Annotated in this window: 12 protein-coding genes; 6 read left to right on the top strand and 6 right to left on the bottom strand. The window is 71.0% G+C overall.

Annotation, left to right across the window (positions count from 1 at the left end; translation table 11 throughout):
• Positions 1-91: 91 nt before the first annotated feature.
• Together I2501_RS23080 and I2501_RS23075 are read right to left on the bottom strand one after the other, a co-directional pair.
• The gene (locus I2501_RS23080; protein ID WP_196196089.1) at positions 92-1,330 is read right to left on the bottom strand and encodes a branched-chain amino acid ABC transporter substrate-binding protein; all 1,239 of its coding nucleotides are present in this window, start codon (positions 1,328-1,330) and stop codon (positions 92-94) included.
• Between the two features lie 361 nt (positions 1,331-1,691).
• Positions 1,692-2,192 carry a PaaI family thioesterase gene (locus I2501_RS23075; RefSeq protein ID WP_236047028.1) on the bottom strand — a complete coding sequence of 167 codons (501 nt, stop codon included), beginning with the start codon at positions 2,190-2,192 and terminating at the stop codon, positions 1,692-1,694.
• Positions 2,193-2,437: 245 nt separating this feature from the next.
• On the opposite strand from I2501_RS23075, the gene polA reads away from it, so the two are divergent.
• The 3 genes from polA (at position 2,438) to I2501_RS23060 (ending at position 6,644) form a co-directional block, all read left to right on the top strand.
• The gene (polA, locus tag I2501_RS23070) at positions 2,438-5,185 is read left to right on the top strand and encodes a DNA polymerase I (RefSeq protein ID WP_196196088.1); all 2,748 of its coding nucleotides are present in this window, start codon (positions 2,438-2,440) and stop codon (positions 5,183-5,185) included.
• Positions 5,186-5,385: 200 nt separating this feature from the next.
• Positions 5,386-5,520, top strand: coding sequence for an SPW_0924 family protein (locus I2501_RS23065; RefSeq protein ID WP_196196087.1), 135 nt, complete (start codon positions 5,386-5,388; stop codon positions 5,518-5,520).
• Positions 5,521-5,549: 29 nt separating this feature from the next.
• Entirely contained in the window at positions 5,550-6,644 is a 1,095-nt protein-coding gene (locus I2501_RS23060) for a DUF3068 domain-containing protein (protein WP_196196086.1), read from the top strand.
• On the opposite strand, the gene I2501_RS23055 is transcribed toward I2501_RS23060, so the two are convergent.
• Positions 6,561-7,445 (bottom strand): class I SAM-dependent methyltransferase, encoded by an 885-nt coding sequence (locus I2501_RS23055; RefSeq protein WP_196196085.1) that lies wholly within the window; start codon positions 7,443-7,445, stop codon positions 6,561-6,563. The two genes, I2501_RS23060 and I2501_RS23055, sit on opposite strands and share 84 nt — an antisense overlap.
• Before the next feature lie 337 nt (positions 7,446-7,782).
• On the opposite strand from I2501_RS23055, the gene rpsA reads away from it, so the two are divergent.
• The 3 genes from rpsA (at position 7,783) to coaE (ending at position 12,403) form a co-directional block, all read left to right on the top strand.
• Positions 7,783-9,279 carry a 30S ribosomal protein S1 gene (gene rpsA, locus I2501_RS23050; RefSeq protein WP_196196084.1) on the top strand — a complete coding sequence of 499 codons (1,497 nt, stop codon included), beginning with the start codon at positions 7,783-7,785 and terminating at the stop codon, positions 9,277-9,279.
• Between the two features lie 238 nt (positions 9,280-9,517).
• On the top strand, positions 9,518-11,731 hold the full coding sequence (locus I2501_RS23045) for an MMPL family transporter (protein ID WP_196196083.1): 2,214 nt from the start codon (positions 9,518-9,520) through the stop codon (positions 11,729-11,731).
• Between the two features lie 72 nt (positions 11,732-11,803).
• Positions 11,804-12,403: a dephospho-CoA kinase gene (coaE, locus tag I2501_RS23040; protein WP_196196082.1), complete on the top strand. Its 600-nt coding sequence runs from the start codon at positions 11,804-11,806 to the stop codon at positions 12,401-12,403.
• A gap of 78 nt (positions 12,404-12,481) precedes the next feature.
• Here coaE and I2501_RS23035 read toward each other — a convergent pair whose 3' ends face one another.
• From I2501_RS23035 to treY, 3 genes are all read right to left on the bottom strand, one after another.
• A complete protein-coding gene (locus I2501_RS23035) occupies positions 12,482-13,213 on the bottom strand; it encodes a GNAT family N-acetyltransferase (protein ID WP_196196081.1) in 732 nt (243 codons plus the stop codon).
• 4 nt (positions 13,214-13,217) lie between these two features.
• On the bottom strand, positions 13,218-15,023 hold the full coding sequence (gene treZ, locus I2501_RS23030; RefSeq protein ID WP_196196080.1) for a malto-oligosyltrehalose trehalohydrolase: 1,806 nt from the start codon (positions 15,021-15,023) through the stop codon (positions 13,218-13,220).
• Between the two features lie 93 nt (positions 15,024-15,116).
• Entirely contained in the window at positions 15,117-17,585 is a 2,469-nt protein-coding gene (gene treY, locus I2501_RS23025) for a malto-oligosyltrehalose synthase (protein WP_196196079.1), read from the bottom strand.
• Positions 17,586-17,621 lie beyond the last annotated feature (36 nt).

The raw sequence follows: 17,621 nt of genomic DNA, 5'->3' as shown, positions 1-17,621 counted from the left end.
TTGCTTTGCTGTGGATATGGAACAGGCGGGGGCGCAACGGTGCTGCGCCCCCGCCTGGCAGGCCTTACGAGGTGGTGCGGAGGTTCAGCCGTCAGCCGGCGAAGGTGCCGGTCTTGACGGTGGTCCACTGGCCGTTCTTGACGCCGTAGACGGTCAGCTGCTTGTTGGTGGCGTCGCCGTACTGGTCGAAGGAGACCTGGCCGGTGACACCGGCGAAGCTGACCGAGGACATGGCCGCCTCGATCGCCTGGCGCGGGTTGGACGGCAGCTTGCCGCTGTTGTTGTTCACCACGGCCTTGACGGCCTCGATGATCGCCCAGGCGGAGTCGTACGAGTAGCCGCCGTACGCGGCGTACGGGTCGGCGTAGCCCGCGGCCTTGTAGTTGGCGACGAACTGGGTGGCGGACGGCAGCGACTCCACCGGCGCGCCGACGGAGGTGGCGTAGTCGCCGTTGGCCGCGGCGCCGGCCAGCTTGATGTAGGTCGGGTCGTACAGGCCGTCGCCGCCGATGACCGGGATGTTGTCGCCGGCCGCCTTGAGCTGCTTGCTCAGCGGGGCGCCGTCGGGGTACTCGCCGCCGAAGTAGACGAAGTCGGCGCCGGAGGACTTGATCGCGGTCACGGTGGAGGAGTAGTCGCTCGCGCCGCTGGTGACGTGGTCCTGCCCGACGACGGTGCCGCCGAGCTTGGTGAACTCGTCCTTGAAGGTGCCGGCCAGGCCGACGCCGTAGGTCAGCTTGTTGTCGACCAGGAAGACCTTCTTCTTGGCCAGGGTGCTGTAGGCGAACTCGGCGGCGAACGGGCCCTGGATCGCGTCGGTGGTGGCGGTCCGGAAGTAGGACTTGAACTGGCGCGCCTTCTGGCCGCTCTGCCAGTTCGGACCCTGGGTCAGCGACGGGTTGGTGTTGGCCGGGGAGACCTCGACCAGGTTGGCCTCGTCGAAGATCTTCTGCATCGACACGGCCACACCGGAGTTGAGCGGGCCGACGACGCCGGCGACGGTGTTGTCGGCGACCAGGGTGGTGGCGTTCTGCTGCCCCTGCTGCGGCGAGGCCTTGTCGTCCTCCGCCTCGATCTTGAAGGTGACGCCCGGGACCTCGTTGTTCTTGTTGGCCGTGTTGACGGCGAGGTCCACCGAGTCCTTGATGCCGAGACCCAGTGCGGACAGGGGACCGGTCAGCGGGGCGTCGACCCCGATGGTGACGGTGGTCCCCGAGGAGCTGCTGGAGCCGCTGGTGGAACCGGAGCCGGCGCGGGATCCGCAGGCGGTGAGGGTGAGCGCGCCGGTGGCCGCGATGGCGGTGAGGGCGAGCAGAGAACGGTTACGCACGTGAGTCCTTTCCTCTGTTGCGAGGGTCGAACCGCGCGAAGGCCCCGACCTGACGTACCGACGGCGCGGTGACTGGCGGCGACTTTAGGACGCCGTCCTACCCGGCAGGGAGCAGTACGAAAGCGATGTGATCCTGTTGTTATCACCTGAGCAAGATTTGAGACTCCGCGGTTCGTGCTGTGGGGTCCCTTATTGCCCCTGGATTGCGAAAAGTCATATCCCGTAAGGATTTTGGGGCCCGTATGAGAGGGGCGGGCGGGTGCGGGTCGAGTGTGAGTTGAGTGACCGTCAAAAACAAGGACGCCCCTCTCGGTCGAGAGGAGCGTCCTGGTCTGACGTGTAGTCAGATGGCCGGATGTGGTCAGATGTCGCGCAGCATGCAGGTGAGACGGCAGCTGGTGATCCGGCGGCCCTGGTCGTCCGTGATGGCGATCTCGTAGGTGGCCGCGGTCCGGCCGCGGAAGACCGCTGTCGCCACGCCGGTGACCAGTCCGGAGGTGGCCGAGCGGTGGTGGGTGGCGTTGAGGTCGACGCCGACGGCGTAGCGTCCCGGGCCCGCGTGCAGCATCGCGCCGACCGAGCCGATGGTCTCGGCGAGCGCGGCGGACGCGCCGCCGTGCAGCAGGCCGTACGGCTGCTGGTTGCCCTCGACGGGCATGGTGCCGACGACGCGCTCCGGCGACGCCTCGACGATCCGGATCCCCATCTTCTCGCCGAGGTGCCCACCGGAGAAGGTGTCGGCGGTGACGCCCAGCTTGGCGAAGTGGTCGAGCACGTCCTGCGGCACGTTGAGCTTGATGCCGGGCTCGCCGCTCTCGGGGGTGGCGTGGGTGCCGGTGCTCGCGGGGGTCTGGTCGGACATGTTGCTCCTGACGCCGTCGTCGTGCCGCTGTCGTGCGGATGCCGTGCCCGGACGCTCGGGGTTGCTGTGCGGTCCGGGTGATCCGGTGCGATCGTACGACGCCGGGGCGGCCATGGCGGCGTGGGCCTGCGGCGGTGCGGGCCGCGTGGCCGCGCGGGCCTGTCGCTCCGTGCCGACTGTCGGTGGCGGGCCATAGGATTTCGTCCCGTAAGCACAGCAGTCGGCAGAGTGGCGGGTGGCAGTCAATGGCAGGCAGTACGACGGGCACGGGCAGCGGCAGCAAGGGCCGGCTGCTGCTCATGGACGGCCACTCCATGGCGTACCGCGCCTTCTACGCCCTGCCCGAGGAGAACTTCTCGACCGTTACGGGCCAGTCGACCAACGCGGTCTACGGCTTCACGTCGATGCTGGCCAACATCCTGCGCGACGAGGCGCCCACCCACTTCGCGGTGGCCTTCGACGTCTCCCGCAAGACCTTCCGGGCCGGCATCTACCCCGAGTACAAGGCCAACCGCTCCGCCTCGCCGGAGGGCTTCCGCGGCCAGGTCGAGCTGGTCTCCGAGCTGCTCGACGCGATGAAGGTGCCGCATCTGCGCTCGCCCGAGTACGAGGCCGACGACATCATCGCCACCCTGGCCACCGCCGCCGGGGCCGAGGGCTACGAGGTGCTGATCCTCACCGGCGACCGCGATTCGCTCCAGCTCGTCAACGACAACGTCACCGTCCTCTACCCGACAAAGGGCGTCTCCGAGTTCACCCGGTACACCCCCGAGAAGGTCTTCGAGAAGTACGGCGTCACCCCCGCCCAGTACCCGGACCTCGCCGCGCTGCGCGGCGACCCGTCGGACAACCTCCCGGGCATCCCCGGCGTCGGCGAGAAGACCGCCGCCAAGTGGATCAACCTGTACGGCTCCTTCGCCGAACTGGTCGCCCACGCCGAGGAGGTCAAGGGCAAGATCGGCGAGAAGCTGCGCGCCGGTCTCGACGACGTCAAGCTCAACCGCGAGCTCACCGAGCTGATCCGCGACGTCGAGCTGCCGCTTGCCGTCGGCGACCTGGCCCGGCAGCCCTACGACGTCCCGGCCACGACGCTGCTGCTCGACACCCTGGAGTTCCGCAACCAGCAGCTGCGCGACCGGCTCTTCGCCGCCGACCCGGGCGCGGGCACGGACGCGGCCGAGGCCGCCTCGGTCTCCGGTCCCGGCGTCGACATCCACGGCACGCTGCTCACCGAGCCCGGCTCGGTCGCCGCCTGGCTGGCCGAGCACGCCGCCGAGGGCCGGGTCGGCCTCGCCGCCGACTACACCTGGTCGTTGGGAGAGGGCCACGTCACCGCCGTCGGCCTCGCCGTCCCCGACGGCCCGGCCGCCTGGCTGGACCCGACCTCGCTCGCCGAGGCCGACGAGCAGGCCTTCGCCGCCTGGCTCGCCGACGCCACCCGGCCCAAGGCGCTGCACGTCGCCAAGCAGGTCCAGCGCGCCTTCGCCGAACACGGCTGGCACATCGAGGGCATCGAGGGGGACAGCGCCCTGGCCGCCTACCTGGAGAAGCCCGGCCGGCGCACTTTCGGCCTCGACGTCCTCGCCGAGGAGTACCTGGGCCGCACGCTCGGCTCCAGCGCCGCGGCCGACAGCGGCCAGCTGGCCTTCGGCGACGAGGCCTCCGAGGACGACCAGGCCGCCGCCGCAGCGGAGTTGCTGATGGTCCAGGCCCGCACGGTGCTCGACCTCGCCGAGCTCTTCGAGACCCGCCTGGCCAAGGACAACGCCCTGGCCCTGATGCGCGACCTCGAACTGCCCGTCGCCGAGCTGCTGGCCCGGATGGAGCGCGTCGGCATCGCCGCCGACCGCGAGTGGCTGGGCCAGCTGGAGATCCAGTTCGGCGCGGCCGTCCAGCAGGCGGTCAAGGAGGCCCACCACGCGGTGGGCCACGAGTTCAACCTCGGCTCGCCCAAGCAGCTCCAGGAGATCCTCTTCAACGAGTTGGGTCTGCCCAAGACCAAGAAGATCAAGACGGGTTGGACCACTGACGCCGACGCGCTCACCTGGCTGGCCGGCCAGACCGAGCACGAGCTGCCCGTCATCCTGCTGCGCCACCGCGACCAGACGCGGCTGCGCAGCACCGTCGAGGGCCTCATCAAGACCGTCGCTGCGGACGGCCGGATCCACACCACCTTCAACCAGATGGTCGCCGCGACGGGCAGACTGTCGTCGACGGACCCGAACCTGCAGAACATCCCAGTCCGCACCGAGGAGGGCCGGATGATTCGCCGCGCCTTCGTGGTCGGCGAGGGCTACGAGACGCTGCTGACGGCCGACTACAGCCAGATCGAGCTCCGGGTGATGGCCCATCTCTCCGAGGACGAGGGCCTGTTGGCCGCCTTCGCCTCCGGCGAGGACCTGCACACCACGGTCGGCTCCTACGTCTTCGACGTCGAGCCCGGCTCGGTCGACGCGGAGATGCGCCGCAAGGTCAAGGCGATGTCCTACGGCCTGGCGTACGGTCTCTCGGCCTTCGGCCTCTCCCAGCAGCTCGACATCGAGACCGCTGAGGCGCGCCGCCTGATGGACACCTACTTCGAGCGCTTCGGCGGCGTCCGCGACTACCTGCAGCGCGTCGTCGAGGAGGCCCGCGGCACCGGCTACACCGAGACCCTGCTCGGCCGCCGCCGCTACCTGCCGGACCTCACCAGCGACAACCGCCAGCGCCGCGAGATGGCCGAGCGGATGGCGCTCAACGCCCCGATCCAGGGCTCGGCGGCGGACATCGTCAAGATCGCCATGCTCAAGGTCGACGCCGCGATGCGCGAGGCGGAGCTGGCCTCGCGGATGCTGCTTCAGGTCCACGACGAAATCGTGCTCGAGGTCGCCCCCGGCGAGCGGCAGCGCGTCGAGGAGCTGGTCCGCCGCGAGATGGCCGGCGCGTACCCGCTCCGCGCTCCGCTGGACGTCTCCGTCGGCGCGGGCGCGAACTGGGAGGACGCGGGCCACTGAGGCGCGGACAGCTGAGACATGCGCATCTGAACACGCACAGCTGACGCCACGTCAAACAGTGCGGCAGGCAACCAATGTGAGGCCGGTCCTGCCGCGCTGTGCTGCGTCGGTCCGGTAGAACCTGTTCTCATTTCCCGCGTGCGGCGCTACGGTGCGCTCCTGTCCGGAGTACCCCGGGACAGCGGCGGAGGGAGCGGGGCATGCGTGCGCTGATCGCGGCGGTGGTGGGAGCCGTGCTCGCGTTGGTGGTGGCCTTCCTCGCCGTGCCGTTGGCCGACCAGAACGGCCCGACCACGGCCAAGCCGCTGATGTCCAGCGCTCCGGCGCACCCCTGACGGCCCGACGGCGAAGGAGTGGTTCCAGGATGCGGCACCGTATCGGCCTGCTGCTCGTCGCGCTGGCGGCCTTCGTCTCGGTCCTCGGCGTGATGATGAAAGTCTGGGTCTATCCGCGCGTCGTCGCCGTACCCGACAACCAGTACCAGGTCGTGGTGCTGCAGGCGAAGGACGCGACGCTGATCGACTACGCGACGCTGACCTCGGTGCCGCACCAGACCGTGACCATCATCCAGACCCTCAAGGGCGACGCCGCCGCGGCCCAGGCCGAGAAGCAGCGCACGGGTAAGAGCGTGGTGGTCTGGGACACCCTGTCCTACATCCTCGGCAATGACGGCAAACGCCTCTCCGTCATCCCCGAGGTCTACACCTTCGACGCGCACACCCAGGACCCGGTGCACTGCTGCGGCGAGAGCGTCGACGGCAACGCCGTCAGCAGGGTCGGCGTCGAGTACAAGTTCCCGTTCAACACCCAGCCGCACGACTACCAGTACTTCGACGAGCAGACCCGGACCTCCGCGCCGATCCACTACAAGGGGACCGAGAACGTCGGCGGGCTGACCGTCTACTACTTCGAACAGACGATTCCGTGGACGCAGGTCCCTTTCCCCAAGACCATGCCGGCCAACGTGGCGATCACGCCCGCGCAGATCGCCGCCCTCGGCTACCAGCGCTGGTACACCACGGTCCGCAAGTTCTGGGTCGACCCGGTCACCGGGGCGCCGGTCAACGGCGAGGAGATCCACGACGAGCAGCTGCGCTTCCCCGCCTCGGCCCACCACGCGCCGGTGACGATCTTCCAGGGCGACGTGAAGATCCGCCCCGACTACCAGGCCGCCACGCTGACGTTGGTGAAGAACGAGCGGACGCTGGTGCTCATGCTCAGCACCTACCTGCCCTGGGGCCTGCCGCTGCTCGGCCTCGTGCTGCTGGCCCTCGCCTTCGTGGTCGAGGGCCGCGACCGACGCCGACGCGCTTCGGGCGGAGTGGGAACGGGAGCGGGAACAGGTGCGGGCGGGGGTGGGGGCGCGGGTGCGTCCTCAGGCGTCGTCGCGGACGCAGACGAAGATCGCGGTCCCCGGGATGTGCCGTCCGCGCAGGGGGCTCCACCCGCCCCACTCTGAGGTCAGCCCCTCCGGCCACTCCGGCTCGACCAGGTCGACCAGGCGGAAACCGGCCGCCGTCAGCTCGCGCACCCGGTCGCCGAGGGTCCGGTGGTGCTCGACGTAGACGGCGTTCCCGTCCTCGTCCTGCTCGACGTAGGGGGTCCGGTCGAAGTACGAGGACACCGCCGTCAGCCCCTCCGGGCCGGGCTCGTCCGGGAAAGCCCAGCGGATCGGATGGGTCACCGAGAACACCCAGCGTCCGCCGGGCCGCACCACCCGGTGCACCTCGCGCATGAGCTGTGCGGTGTCGGCGGCGAAGGGCACCGCCCCGTAGGCCGAGCAGGCCAGGTCGAAGGAGCCGTCCGCGAAGGGGAGCACGCTCGCGTCCGCCTGGACCAGCGGCACCGGGGGCAGGCCGAGCTGCTCGTCGATCCGCAGCGAGTGCTGCAGCTGCCGGAAGGAGAGGTCGAGCGCGACCGGCAACGCGCCCCGGGCGGCCAGCCAGCGAGAGCACTGGGCGGCGCCGGCGCCGATCTCCAGCACCCGCCGTCCGCTCAGTTGTGCCGGGTCGCCGAGCAGGTGCGCGTCGGCTTCGTCCAGGCCCTCGGGGCACCAGGTGAAGCGCGCGTCGCCGAGGAACCCGCCGTGCTCGACCTGGTACTCGTCGGCGTTGCGGTCCCACCAGCCGCGGTTGGCCCGGCTGCTCTCGACGCCGTCCGAGTCGCGGCGGACCGCCTCGGCATCGTCGTCGGCGCCGCTGCCTGCGGCGGCGTGATGGGCGGTGTGGTGGGCGTCGTCGGCGAAAGTGTCATCGATCATGTCGGCGATAGCGTAATCTGTGTGCCGTAGCAAGCGAGGCCGCCGTGGGTCTTGCGAATGGTCCCGTTCGAGCGATAGACATCACTCCGTCCGGGCCCTTTCCCACGGTGCGGTATCCGCATTGACCGTCCACGGCTGTCCCCGTATGCTACAAGTTGCGCTGCGGGCCTGCGCGCCTCGGACGGAGCAGGTCGCGCTCGCATCTGTTGAAGACCCCACATGTCTTTGCGTACGCAAGTACGTGACGAGAGTTCAGTTGGGTGTCCTTGGTAGAGCGACACGGGTCCCGGCGTGGTAGTACCTACGACTTCATGTCCGTACCGGAGCCCCTTTCCTAATGACGAGCAGCACCGAGGCCCCCACCACTCCCCAGGTTGCGGTCAACGACATCGGCGACGCCGAGGCCTTCCTCGCCGCGATCGATGAGACCATCAAGTACTTCAACGATGGTGACATCGTCGAAGGCACCATCGTGAAGGTTGACCGTGACGAGGTGCTCCTCGACATCGGTTACAAGACCGAGGGCGTCATCCCGTCCCGCGAGCTGTCCATCAAGCACGACGTCGACCCGCACGAGGTCGTCGCCGTCGGTGACAGCATCGAGGCCCTGGTCCTCCAGAAGGAGGACAAGGAGGGTCGTCTGATCCTGTCCAAGAAGCGCGCCCAGTACGAGCGCGCCTGGGGCACGATCGAGAAGATCAAGGACGAGGACGGCATCGTCACCGGTACCGTCATCGAGGTCGTCAAGGGTGGTCTCATCCTCGACATCGGCCTCCGTGGCTTCCTCCCCGCCTCGCTCGTCGAGATGCGTCGTGTCCGCGACCTCCAGCCGTACGTCGGCAAGGAGCTCGAGGCCAAGATCATCGAGCTGGACAAGAACCGCAACAACGTGGTCCTGTCCCGCCGTGCCTGGCTGGAGCAGACCCAGAGCGAGGTCCGCCAGACCTTCCTCACCACCCTGCAGAAGGGTCAGGTGCGCTCCGGCGTCGTCTCCTCGATCGTCAACTTCGGTGCCTTCGTGGACCTGGGTGGCGTCGACGGCCTGGTTCACGTCTCCGAGCTGTCCTGGAAGCACATCGACCACCCGTCCGAGGTTGTCGAGGTCGGCCAGGAGGTCACCGTCGAGGTCCTCGACGTCGACATGGACCGCGAGCGTGTCTCCCTGTCGCTGAAGGCGACCCAGGAGGACCCATGGCAGCAGTTCGCCCGGACCCACCAGATCGGTCAGGTCGTCCCGGGTAAGGTCACCAAGCTGGTTCCGTTCGGTGCGTTCGTCCGCGTGGACGAGGGCATCGAGGGCCTGGTCCACATCTCCGAGCTGGCCGAGCGCCACGTCGAGATCCCGGAGCAGGTCGTCCAGGTCGGCGACGAGATCTTCGTCAAGGTCATCGACATCGACCTCGAGCGTCGTCGCATCAGCCTCTCGCTGAAGCAGGCCAACGAGTCCTTCGGTGCCGACCCGGCGTCGGTCGAGTTCGACCCGACCCTGTACGGCATGGCCGCGTCCTACGACGACCAGGGCAACTACATCTACCCCGAGGGCTTCGACCCGGAGGCCAACGACTGGCTGCCCGGCTACGAGAAGCAGCGCGAGGAGTGGGAGCGCCAGTACGCCGAGGCGCAGCAGCGCTTCGAGCAGCACCAGGCGCAGGTCATCAAGAGCCGCGAGGCCGACGCCGAGGCTGCGGCCGCGGGCGAGGGTGCGGCTGTCGAGACCGGCGGTGCCGTCTCCGGTGGCTCGTACTCCTCCAGCAGCGACGAGACCTCGGGCGCCCTGGCGACCGACGAGGCCCTCGCCGCCCTCCGCGAGAAGCTCGCGGGTGGCCAGAGCTGAGGCTCTGCCACTGAGGACCGATGAGGTCATAGGGTCTCTAGAGGCCTGAAGAACCCCCGCCCGATCACTCGGGCGGGGGTTCTTTTCTGTGTTTCCCGGCGTTTCATGGTCGTTCTTAGTCTTCGGCTTATCCGGAGCTGATGACTATGGCGGAGCCCATACCGGAAGCCCCTACCGATCATGGGGCAACTCGGTCACCGTGGACAGAGTTGCCCCGGACCGGAAGCAAGGCCTCCTTATGCACCAGACCTCCAAGCGCTGCGGCGGCCCCTTCGCCGCAGTGGGCCGGTTCAGCTTCCGTCACCGTCGTTGGGTGGCGCTCGCCTGGGCCGTGTTGGTGGTTCTGGGTCTGGTCTTCGGTACGAAGGTCTTCAACGCCGCCGCGCCGTCCGCCAAGGCGGCGGGCTCCGAGTCCGCGACCGGTGCCGCGATGCTGTCCCAGGCGGGAGGCACCAGCAGCGACGCGCTCCAGGCGCTCATCTCCGGCAAATCGCCCGCCGACGCGGGCGTGCATGCCGCCGTCGCCTCCGCCGAGCACGATCTGCGTGCGCTGCCCGGGGTCGCCCAGGTCAGCGACGTCCGGGCGCAGGACGGCTCCTCGCAGATCCTGAGCGTCCAGCTGAGCAACCCGAACGCGGTCACCAAGGCCTCGGAGCGGCTGCAGGCCATCGGGACCGAGTCGGGGACCACGGTCAAGCTCGGCGGCAACCAGGTGCTCCAGCAGCAGGTGCAGCAGCAGACCAAGTCGGACACCGAGAGCGGCGAGATCATCGCGCTGCCGGTCACCCTGGCGGTGATGGTGTTGATCTTCGGTGGCTTCATCGCCGCCGGCCTGCCGCTGCTGGGCGCGATCGGCTCCGTCGCCGGAGCGCTGCTGGCCTTGCTGGGCTTCAGCCAGATCATGCCGATGGACACCAGCGTGCTGCCGATCACCACGGTGCTGGGCCTGGGCCTCTCCATCGACTACGCGCTGCTGATGGTCAACCGGTTCCGGGAGGAGCGCAGCAAGGGCGCGACCATCGAGGCGGCCGTCGAGCGCACCAGCGCGACGGCCGGGCGCACGATCGCCTTCTCCGCGCTGACGGTGACCGTCGCGCTCTCGGGCCTCTTCGTGCTGACCAGCCCGATCTTCCGGGCGGTGGCGGCGGCCGGCGTCAGCGTGGTCGTGATCACCGTCCTGTCCGGGCTGACCCTGGTCCCCGCGCTGCTCGGCTTCGCGGGCAAGAAGATCAAGCCGCCCAAGCGCGGTGTCAGTGACGACGGCCGGTTCGCCATGATCGTCCGCCTGGTGCAGCGCAAGGCGCTGCCGGTGGCGCTGGCCACCTCAGCGGTGCTGATCGCCTGCGCCGCGCCGTTCTTCAGCGCCCACGCCCAGAGCCTCAGCACCCAGGCGCTCCCCACCAGCTTCTCCAGCCGGGCCGTGGCCGACGCCGTCACCGCCCAGTACCCCCAGTTGGCCGACCCGGACGTCACGGTCTTCATGAAGGCCGACCCGGCCCTCGCCAAGGACTACGCGGCCAAGGTCGCCACCCTGCCCGACGTGCGCTCGGCGCAGGTCGACGAGTCCGGCCCCGGCTGGGCGGCGGTCGGCGTCCACGTCGACGGCTCGTCGCAGGGCGCGACCGCGCAGCACGTGGTCCAGGAGCTGCGCGCCGACCGGGGCGGCATGCAGACCTGGGTGACCGGCAACGCGGCCGACGTGGTCGACTTCCACCACGAGATCGACACCCGCGGCCCGTGGGCGCTCGGTCTGATCGTGGCGGCCACCTTCCTGCTGCTCTTCCTGATGACCGGGTCCGTGGTGGTGCCGATCAAGGCGCTGGTGATGAACCTCCTCTCGCTCGGCGCGGCGCTCGGCGTGATGACGCTGGTCTTCCAGGACGGCTGGTTCAGCGGTCTGCTCGGCTTCACGCCGACCGGCGGGCTGGAGGCGTGGATCCCGGTCCTTGTCTTCGTCTTCTCCTTCGGTCTGTCGATGGACTACGAGGTCTTCCTCCTCTCCCGGATCAAGGAACTGCACGACGAGGGAAAGAGCTGCTCCAGCGCGGTCGAACTCGGCGTCCAGCGCAGCGGGCGGATCATCACCTCGGCGGCGGCGCTGATGGTGATCGTCTTCCTCGGCTTCTCCAGCGGGCGGATGCTCGACATCAAGGAGATCGGCCTGGCCCTGGCCGTGGCCGTGCTGGTGGACGCGACCCTGGTCCGGATGCTGCTGGTGCCCGCCACCATGTCGCTCTTCGGCAAGGGCAACTGGTGGGCCCCACCGCTGCTGCGCCGCCTGTACGCCCGGTTCGGCTTCAAGGAGCACGCCACGCTCCCGCCGCTGCCGGTCGCCTCGGGCGCGCTGCCGGTGCAGCGGGGCGGCGTCGGAGCGGGCGCGGTGGCCGCAGCGGTGGCCGAGGCCGTGGTCCCACCGGCCCTGGTGGGACGGCCCCCGCGCCCTGCGGCGTGAGCCCCACCGACGACAGGCGGGGCTGACCAGCGGGATGGTGCGGCGCGGACACGTGCCGATAGGTTGCTGTCCATGGTGAAGGTTGGGCTGACCGGCGGTATCGGCGCCGGCAAGAGCGAGGTGTCCCGCCGGCTGGCCGCGCTGGGCGCGGTCGTGGTGGACGCGGATCTGATCGCGCGCGAGGTTGTGGAACCGGGCACGCCCGGACTGGCCGCCGTCGTCGCCGAGTTCGGGCCCGAGATCCTCACCGCCGAGGGCACCCTGGACCGCCCCAAGCTAGGGGCGATCGTCTTCGCCGACCCCGACCGGCTCGCCGCGCTCAACGCCGTCGTCCACCCCCTGGTCGGCCGTCGCTCCGCCGAGCTGGAGGCCGCCGCCGGGCCGGACGCCGTCGTCGTCCACGACGTGCCGCTGCTCGCGGAGAACGGGCTGGCTCCTTTCTACGACGTGGTCGTGGTCGTGGACGCCGCCGACGAGACGCGGCTGCACCGCCTGGTCGAGGTGCGCGGCATGACCGAGACGGACGCCCGCGCCCGGATGGCTGCCCAGGCCACCCGCGAGGCCCGGCTCGCCGTCGCCGACCTGGTCATCGACAACGACGGCCCGATGGAGCGGCTGGACGCCCAGGTCGCGGACGTCTGGCAGAAGCTCCAGGGGCATACCGCCGCGTAGGGACCGCCCGTGACCGCCCGTGACCGCCCGGGACTGACCGGGGCTGACCGGGACTGCCTGCGACCGGTCGGCTGAGACTCAGAGGCCGAGCAGCCCGAGCGACTGCGCCGTTGTGGCCGGGAAGGCGCCGTCGGCGAGCCCGGTCGGAGCGGGAGCGCCCAGGGCCCACACCTCGACCCGGCCCGACTGGGCCGCGGACTGGGGCGTACGCTCACGGACACGCTCCAGCCGGTAGCCCAGCTTGCGCGGCACGGCCGAGCTCGCGGCGTTGGCCTCGTCCACGTGTATCTCGACCCGGGAGATGCCGGGCAGCGTCAGCGCCTCCTCAGTGAGCCTCCGGGTCAGCGTCGTCGCCACGCCCTGGCCGGTGAACGCCCGGGCGACCCAGTAGCCGATCTCCAGCGCTCCCGCACCGACCCGGGCGTGCAGCCCGCAGCCGCCGACGACCGTGTCCGGATCCCCGCTCGGCTGGATGACGTAGGAGTAGCCGGTGTCGGTCTCCCACTGGGCGACGGCGTGCTCGCAGTTGGCCATCGTGTCCGCAGGGGTGGGCGCCGGATCGGCCCAGGGTACCCACGGACGCAGATGGTCGAGGTTGGCCAGGATGGCCACGTTGAGCGCGGCGGCCTGGGCGGGGCGTCGTCGGCGCAGCTCCAGGCCGTTGCCGAGCGCGATCACCTCCGCCGGGCGGTCGGTGCGCGGCGCGTCGTGGGCGTCGGCATGGGCGGCGACGTCGTCCGCTCCCGGGCGTGCCGGATACGCCTGCTGACCATGCGTCACCTCTGGAGTGCTGCTGCCGTCGGTCGTCATGCGCTCATCCTTGCGAAGGCCGGGAGGCGAGTCCAACACCTTTCGCCCGCCTGTGGAAAACCACCGTCGCGCCGGCCGGAACCGCAGGTGAGGGCCGTGTTCCGGCCGGGAAGGCAGCCAGCGGCGTGCCGTCCGTCAGCGGCAGCTCGCGCGCCTGGTCGGACAGGTTGACGCCGAGAGTGAGAGGCCCCCGACACATCGTCAGCCACCCCTCGTCCTCGTCGAACCGCACCTGCGGAGCCTCGCCGGAGGCCAGCGGGCGCAGTCGCAGCAGCAGGCGGTACCAGTCCAGCAACTCGGCGTGGTGTCCGCGCTGCGGCTCGTCCCAGTCGAGGGTGGAGGCGCGGACCGTCGACGCGGCCTGCGGGTCCGGGATCTGCTCCGGCCTCCAGCCGTGCCCGGCGAACTCACGCCGGCGCCCCTCGCGCACCGCCTGCGCCAGAGCGCGGTCCTGATGGTCGGTGAAGTACTGCCAGGGGGTGCGCGCACCCCACTCCTCGCCCATGAAGAGCATCGGGGTGAACGGCGACAGCAGTGCCAGCGCCGCACCGGCCGCCAGCCGCTCGGGCGGGAGGGAGGCGGCGAGCCGGTCGCCCTGGGCGCGGTTGCCGACCTGGTCGTGGGTCTGGGTGTAGCCGAGCAGGCGGTGCAGCGGCGTCCGGGCCGGGTCGAGCGGGCGGCCGTGGGAGCGGCCCCGGAAGTTCGACCAGCTGCCGTCGTGGAAGAAGCCGCCGGTCAGGGTCTTGGCGAGGGCAGCCAGCGGACGCGCGGCGAAGTCCGCGTAGTAGCCCTGGCTCTCGCCGGTCAGCGCGGCGTGCAGGGCGTGGTGGAAGTCGTCGCTCCACTGGGCGTCGAGTCCGGTGCCGCCGGCGGCTCGCGCGGTGACCAACCGGGGATCGTTGAGGTCGGACTCGCCGACCAGGAAGAGCGGTCGGCCCACCTGTTGCGACAGCTCGTCGACGGCTGCCGCCAGTTCCTCCAGGAACGGCAGCGCCCGGGTGTCGACCAGGGCGTGCACGGCGTCCAGCCGGAGGCCGTCGAGCCGGTACTCGCGCAGCCAGCTCAGGGCGCTGCCGATGAGATACGCCCGCACCTCGTCCGAGCCGGGCGCGTCCAGGTTGACCGCCGAGCCCCACGGCGTCTGGTGACGGTCGGTGAAGTAGGGGCCGTAGGCGGGCAGATGGTTGCCGGACGGTCCCAGGTGGTTGTGCACCACGTCCAGCACCACGCCGAGACCATGGGAATGAGCGGTGTCGACAAAACGCTTCATTCCCTCCGGCCCGCCGTAGGGCTCGTGGACGGCCCAGGGCGCGACGCCGTCGTAGCCCCAGCCGTTCCGTCCGGGAAAGGGGCAGACCGGCATCAGCTCGACATGGGTCACCCCGAGGTCGGCAAGATGGCCGAGCCGCTCGGCGGCGGCGTCGAAGGTCCGCTCCGGGGTGAATGTGCCGACGTGCAGCTCGTAGAGGACCGCACCGGGCAGACCGCGTCCGGTCCACGGATGCTGCCACCGGAACGCCGCGTGGTCGACGAGTTGTGACAGCCCGTCCGGTCCGTCGGGCTGACGCGGCGAGCGCGGGTCGGGCAGGACCGGCCCGCCGTCGAGACGGAAGCCGTAGCGTCCAGCCGTGGGATCGGTGGGCACATCCGCCCGCCACCACCCGGTCCGCCCCGGATCCGGGCGCATCCCGTGCGACGCGTCATCGACGACGACCTCGACCCGCTGTGCCTCGGGCGCCCAGACGGCGAAGCGGTGCGGGCGGGTGACGAGGGGCTGCGGGACCGCGACAGCTTCAGGTTCGGACGGCATACGTGATCTCCTACCCGCGCCTGTCCAGGGCGCATGCCTGCACCCGCGCGCCTTCCGCCATACGGCCAGCGCGGACCGGCGCCGGGTGCCGCTTCAGGCCGGGGGGTCCGTCCGGACCAGCAGCGCCACCGGGAGTTCGGCCAGCAGGTCCGCCAGGGCCACCGCACCCCAGAAGCCCGTCCGGGCGGTGAGCGCCTCGGTCCAGGTCCCGGGCGGCAGGGGGAGTGTCTGGCGGCCCCAACCGCCGGACCGTTCCAGCCCGTGCGGGAGGCGGGTCACCACGGTCAACGTCGCGTCGCCGCGCAGGAACGCGAGGGCGTGCGGGCTCGGCGTCTGCCACGGCGTGTACGGGGCTCCCGGGGCGGAATGAAGGTCCAGGTGCTTGTGCGCATGCAGGGCGGTGCGGGTGAGGTCGGCCTTCTCGGCGGCCAGGCCGTGCGGATGCCGGTGCGGGTGCGCGTCCGGCGTGGCGGGGAAGTCGACCACGTCGCGGTTGTCCGGATCGACCAGGGTGTACAGCGGGAACTCGCTGCCCTGGTAGAGGTCGGGCGCGCCGGGCATGGTGAGGTGGAGCAGGGCCGCGCCCAGGGTGTTGACCCGGGCGTAGGGCGCGGTACGCGCGACGAAGGCCTCGATCCGCGCCGCCAGCGCGGGAGTCTCCGGAACCGAGCCGGCGAGCGCGGCGACGGCGCGCTCGTAGGCCGGGTCGGGGTCGGTCCAGGTGGTGTGGAGCTTGGCCTCGCGGACCGACTTGAGCATCACCTCGGTGAGCCGGTCGCCGTCGATGGGCCAGGCGGCGAAGGCGGTCTGCCAGAGCAGGTCCTCGGCGTCGCGGTCGTGGGGCAGACCGCCGTCGGGGGCCAGCGCGGACCAGGCCGCGCGCTCCGTCACCCACTCCTCCGGCAGCTCGGCGAGGACCGCGAGCCGGGCGCGGGCGTCGGCGCTGCGCTTGGTGTCGTGGGTGGAGAGCGCCGTCATGGTGTGCGGCCAGTCCCGGGCGATCCGCGCGCAGAAGGCGTGGAACTGCTCGGGGGTGACGCCGGGTCGGGCGGGTTCGCCGCCGACCTCGTTGAGTGAGAGCAGCGGGTGGTGCCGGTAGTAGGCGGTGTCCTCGACGCCCTTGGCTGCGACGGCGGACGAGGTCTGGCCGAACCGGGCACGCAGCGAGGCGGGGGAGTCGGGGTCCAGCAGCAGCTCGCGTATCAGTCGGGCGGTCGCGGCGTAGGGGGCGGGGAGCAACACGTCGTCCGGCGGGGACAGCAGCGCCTGCGCGTCGGCCTCGGGCAGTGGTTCGCCCGGGACCGGGTAGGGCCGGTAGCGGGGGAAGGCGGTCAGCAGCCCCGCCAGTGCCTGGCGGACGGCCCAGGACGGGTGGTCGGACCCGTCGGGCCGGTCCGGCTGGCCCGGCTGGTCGGGCAGATCCGGCTCGTCGGCGCAGGCGGCGGCGACCTCGCGGACCAACCGGGCCACCTCCGCGTCCAGTTCACCCTGCGGCGCGACCAGTTCGGTCTTGCCGCGCTGCGCTGCTCCGGCGGCGACCTCGGCCGGAGGCCGCAGCGCCCGGACCACACCGGCGCCGTCCGTCAGCACGCCGTCGATCTGCCGCAGCGCGTCGTAGCCGGTGGTGCCGGCGCACGGCCAGTCACCGGGCAGCGTCTCGTCGCCGGTCAGGATCTTCTCGACCACGACATGCGCCCCGCCGGACGCGTCCCGCAGGCGGCGCAGATAGCCACGCGGGTCGGCCAGCCCGTCCGGGTGGTCCACCCGGAAGCCGTCCAGCACGCCCTCGCCGTGGAGCCGGAGCAGCAGCTCGTGCGTGGCGTCGAAGACCTCGGGCAGCTCGACGCGGACGGCTATCAGCTCGCTGACCGTGAAGAACCGGCGGTAGTTGAGCTCGGTCCGGCCCAGCCGCCACCACGCGGGCCGGTACCACTGGCGGCGCAGCAGTTCCGGTAGCGGGAGGTGCTCCGTGCCGGGGCGGAGGGGGAACACCTGGTCGCCGTACCGGAGCACCGGCTCGCCGCCGGGGCTTCCTGCGCTGCCCGGGTCGCCTGGGCCGCCCGCGCTGCCGCCTGCGTCGTCCGCCGCTTCGACCTTGAGTTCTCCTGCTGCCAGGACGGCCCCCAGTCGGTCGCCGAGGAAGGGCAGCAGTACGCGGTCCTGCTGGGCGTCCCAGTCGATGTCGAACCAGCGCGCCCACGGCGACTCCGGGCCCTCGCGCAGCGTGTGCCAGAGCGGCCGGTTGAGGTGGAGTGGGGTGGGCACGGCCATGTGGTTGGGCACGATGTCGGCGAGCAGGCCGAGGCCGTGCTCGTGCGCCGTCGCGGCCAGCGCCCGCAGCCCCGCCTCGCCGCCGTGGTCTGCGCTGACGGCGGAGTGGTCGACAACGTCGTAGCCGTGCCGCGACCCCGGTACCGCCCGCAGGATCGGCGACAGGTGGAGGTGCGAGACGCCGAGGTCCGCCAGGTACGGCACCGCGGCCGCGGCCTGCGCGAAGCCGAAGCCGGGCTGGAGCTGCAGACGGTAGCTGGCCGTCGGGACCCGGCGTGCGGCAGGAGTCATACCCACACGCCTACCCCACGCCGACCGAGGTCACGA

Source organism: Streptacidiphilus fuscans, assembly GCF_015690355.1.
GTDB lineage: Bacteria > Actinomycetota > Actinomycetes > Streptomycetales > Streptomycetaceae > Streptacidiphilus > Streptacidiphilus fuscans.
Note: the sequence above shows the minus strand (reverse complement) of the source record. Positions and strands in the feature narration are given on the sequence as shown.